Origin of the sequence: Salipiger sp. HF18, assembly GCF_011806505.1 — a bacterium.
GTDB classification, from domain to species: Bacteria; Pseudomonadota; Alphaproteobacteria; order Rhodobacterales; family Rhodobacteraceae; genus Salipiger; species Salipiger thiooxidans.
The window spans coordinates 1-2,992 of the sequence record NZ_JAATOS010000483.1; the positions used below are offsets into that span (position 1 = coordinate 1).

A 2,992-nucleotide genomic window follows, 5' to 3' on the forward strand; every position below is an offset into this window, starting at 1 on the left:
AAAGGCGCGCGGCATTCGGCTGCTGAGCCTCGTGCGCCGGGACGCGGCAGCGGACGAGCTGCGTGCGGCGGGCATCGAGAACGTGCTCTCGACCGAGGCGCCCGACTGGAAGGCGCAGGCGAAGACGCTGATCGGGGAGGCCGGGGCGGTCTCGGCCATTGACTCCGTCGGCGGGGAATTCGGGATGGATCTGGTGGACCTGCTCGGCGTGGATGGCGAGCTCGTGGTCTTCGGCACCGCGACCGGGGCGCCACTGCAGCTTTCGACCGGCGATCTGATCACCAAGCATGTGACCGTGAAGGGCTTCTGGGGCGCGAAGGTGAGCCAGGAGATGGCGACCGACACCCGCATGGCGCTGTTAGGCGAGCTGCTGGGGCTGGCCACGAAGGGCGCGCTGCCGCTCGACAGCGGCGGTGTCTTCGCGCTGGCGGAGTGCCGCGAGGCGATGACCGCGGCGCTCACCCCGGGCCGCTCCGGCAAGATCCTGCTGCGTCCCTGACGGCCTTCGGCAGATCCCGAAATACACAGCGCCGCCCCCAAGCAGGGCGGCGCTTTCACATAAGACCCGGCGGCTCCACCCGCCCCATCTTGTAGCGCGGAGGACTCTGGCATCGGCACGAACCTCGCACCGACAGACCGCATCGCCGCGACGAGGTCAGTCCTGCCAGTTGTTCAGCCCGGGGAAGTCGACGTTCTGCTGCTTGCGCAGCTGTTCCTTGCGCTGGGCGCGGTGCTCGAAGTACTCGAACGCGCCTCCGACAAGGACGACGAGAGCAAGGGCACTGAGATACATTTCCAAATTTCGTACTCCTTAATTCAAACACTGAGGATTGCCGGAAATACGGCGGGGGGGGCCCCAAATGCGCTGCTTCAGTTTCCTGGAGCATCCCCATGGTGATCCAACTCGCGGCGAGAGACAATTTCTACCGCCCGTGATGGCGGCGAAAACACATAGAGATCCATCTATCCGTCGCGTGGGAGACTCTCGATCAACCATCGCGCGCAATCGTTTGACAGGGATACAAGCCCTCGCTGAGAGATGGGAGCGCGGAGCGCGACCCCATCGCAGGCCGATTCGCGCCGCGTTGCGAGGCTGCCTCGAAATTTCAAGGGTCTTACTGTCACCCTAGCAACCGGAGGGGTGAACCGGAGGGAGTTTCGGGATCTTTCGGATGCAGCAGGCCCACCCAGCGGGATAGGCCCAAGCGCGACGCAGTTTTGAAATGTCCGAATCTCGACAGCGATCAGCGCGCCCGCCTACCGCTTCTGGCGCGCCATCTCTCGGGCGGCGACGACGCCGATCGGCAGCCCGCAGAGCAGGAACGTCCCCGCCCCGAGCGCCGCGTGCGAGAGCGCGCCGAGGATGCCGCCGACGACAAAGGCCGCGATGGTGGTACCATGGAGCGCCAGCTGCGCCCGGTGCCGCTCGGCGCCATTGCGGCCCACCCAGAGCCCGGCAAGCGCGAGCCCCACGTCCGTGGCCATGCCCGAAACGTGGGTGGTGCGGACCCGCGCGCTCGAGATCCGCGTGGTCACGGCGTTCTGCAGCCCGAGCGTGAAGCCCAGCACGCCGATCAGCGCCACGCCGTCGATCAGCCCGGGAGCGTAGAGGCCGATGCCGCCGAGCGCGAGCAGGATCGCCGCCTCGACCTCGATCAGCACCGCGTAGATACCGCGACGATTGCGCCCGCGCGCCCACTCTATCGCAAGGCCGGCGAGCAGGGCGCCGCTCACGAAGAGCGCCACCACCAGCGCGAAGAGCAGCGCCACGCCCCAGGCGCCCGAGGCGATCTTGTCGGCCATAGCCGAGACATTGCCGGTCATATTGGCCGAGAACAGCCCCGCGACCTCGAATCCGGTCGCGTTCAGCGCCCCGGCCACCAGCGACAGCAGCGCGGCGAGGCCAAGGTCGATGGACTGGTTGCGGTCGTTCCCTTCTCGAAACAGCACGGGCAGCTCTCCCTCACGGCAGGTTCTGCCCCAGTGATCGGCTTTCAGCGCGCGGGAGACAAGCGCCCGATGCGGAACGATTCCGGATGGACACACGGGAAGACAGGGCGCGGACAGTGTCCGCCCCCTGCCAACCACCCCGGAGACCATTTACCAAAACCCCGGCGCAACCCGCCGGAAGACGCAGAACGCAAACCTGACACTCGCAAACACCTGCGCCGTACACACCGCCCGGGACCGTGGGTCCGGGCATTCCGTCTCGTCACATGCGCCGGCGAAACGGGCGGCCGGCGCGGCGGGACGGGTCGTTCACTTGATGGACCTGGATCAGTCCAGAGGCCTTGCCCGCGGCGCCCGGGTACGTCCGGAAGAGGCGCGGGCTCGGCGACCACGTCAGGCGGTTCAGCCGTTCAGCCCGGGGAATTCCGCGAGCCGGGCGTCCCGGTCGTTGCTGCGACGGGCGGAGACGCCCTCGCAAAGTTCGATCACGCAACCAACGGCGACGATGACGATCACTGCACCAATATACATTTCCAAGTCCTCCAAATTCTTCAGAGTGCCCTTCGGGGCGGTCTGCGGCAGATCGACGAAAGCGGGGTCTGCAACGGCAGTTCTGTGCCTATCGCGGATCCTCTTGCCGAGATGATGGCCGAATTGCGGCAACCTCGCCTTACTTCGTCGTCCTTGCTGTTGAGACCAATATGCCCCGCCGCCGCGCCCGAGGGTATCGGGCCTCGGGATGGCGAAGCGACGCCAAGGGGGCGGCTCCTACCCCTTCGGATAGGGATGCGCTCCGCGCGGGGCGATGTCGTGGCCCTCGCGCCGCTCGGGAGCGGCATCGCCAGTGCTCTCGCGGGGGTTTTGTAAGGAAGACTCGTCTTGGTGAAGGGAAGGCTCGACCGGAACAGGATTGTCCGAGCGGTAAAACGTTTCACGGGCGATTCGTGGGCGGGTGCGACATCTCGCCGGTCTCGCGGAGGCGAATGCGGACAAATCTCGCAAGCCGTTGACAGCTCTCAGATCGCGCCTTGCGCCTCCGCTT

The 2,992-nt window shown here is 66.5% G+C and carries 4 protein-coding genes; 1 reads left to right on the forward strand and 3 read right to left on the reverse strand.

The annotated features are described in order from the left end of the window. A partial coding sequence (locus HC022_RS22835; protein ID WP_167453933.1) for a zinc-binding dehydrogenase occupies nt 1–499 on the forward strand: 499 nt, incomplete at its 5' end. 156 nt (nt 500–655) lie between these two features. Here the strand turns inward: HC022_RS22835 and HC022_RS22840 are convergent. From HC022_RS22840 to HC022_RS29735, 3 genes are all read right to left on the reverse strand, one after another. Next, nucleotides 656–793, reverse strand: a complete 138-nt coding sequence (locus HC022_RS22840; RefSeq protein WP_165617136.1) for a hypothetical protein — start codon at nt 791–793, stop codon at nt 656–658. A 464-nt stretch (nt 794–1,257) separates the two neighbouring features. Next, nucleotides 1,258–1,950, reverse strand: coding sequence for a YoaK family protein (locus tag HC022_RS22845; RefSeq protein WP_008885054.1), 693 nt, complete (start codon nt 1,948–1,950; stop codon nt 1,258–1,260). A gap of 402 nt (nt 1,951–2,352) precedes the next feature. Then, nucleotides 2,353–2,481, reverse strand: coding sequence for a hypothetical protein (locus HC022_RS29735; RefSeq protein ID WP_278184702.1), 129 nt, complete (start codon nt 2,479–2,481; stop codon nt 2,353–2,355). Nucleotides 2,482–2,992 lie beyond the last annotated feature (511 nt).

Excerpts from the sequence above, each read along its gene's own strand:
- HC022_RS22840 (WP_165617136.1), bottom strand. The coding sequence starts at position 793 with ATGTATCTCAGTGCCCTTGCTCTCGTCGTCCTTGTCGGAGGCGCGTTC.
- HC022_RS29735 (WP_278184702.1), bottom strand. The coding sequence starts at position 2,481 with ATGTATATTGGTGCAGTGATCGTCATCGTCGCCGTTGGTTGCGTGATC.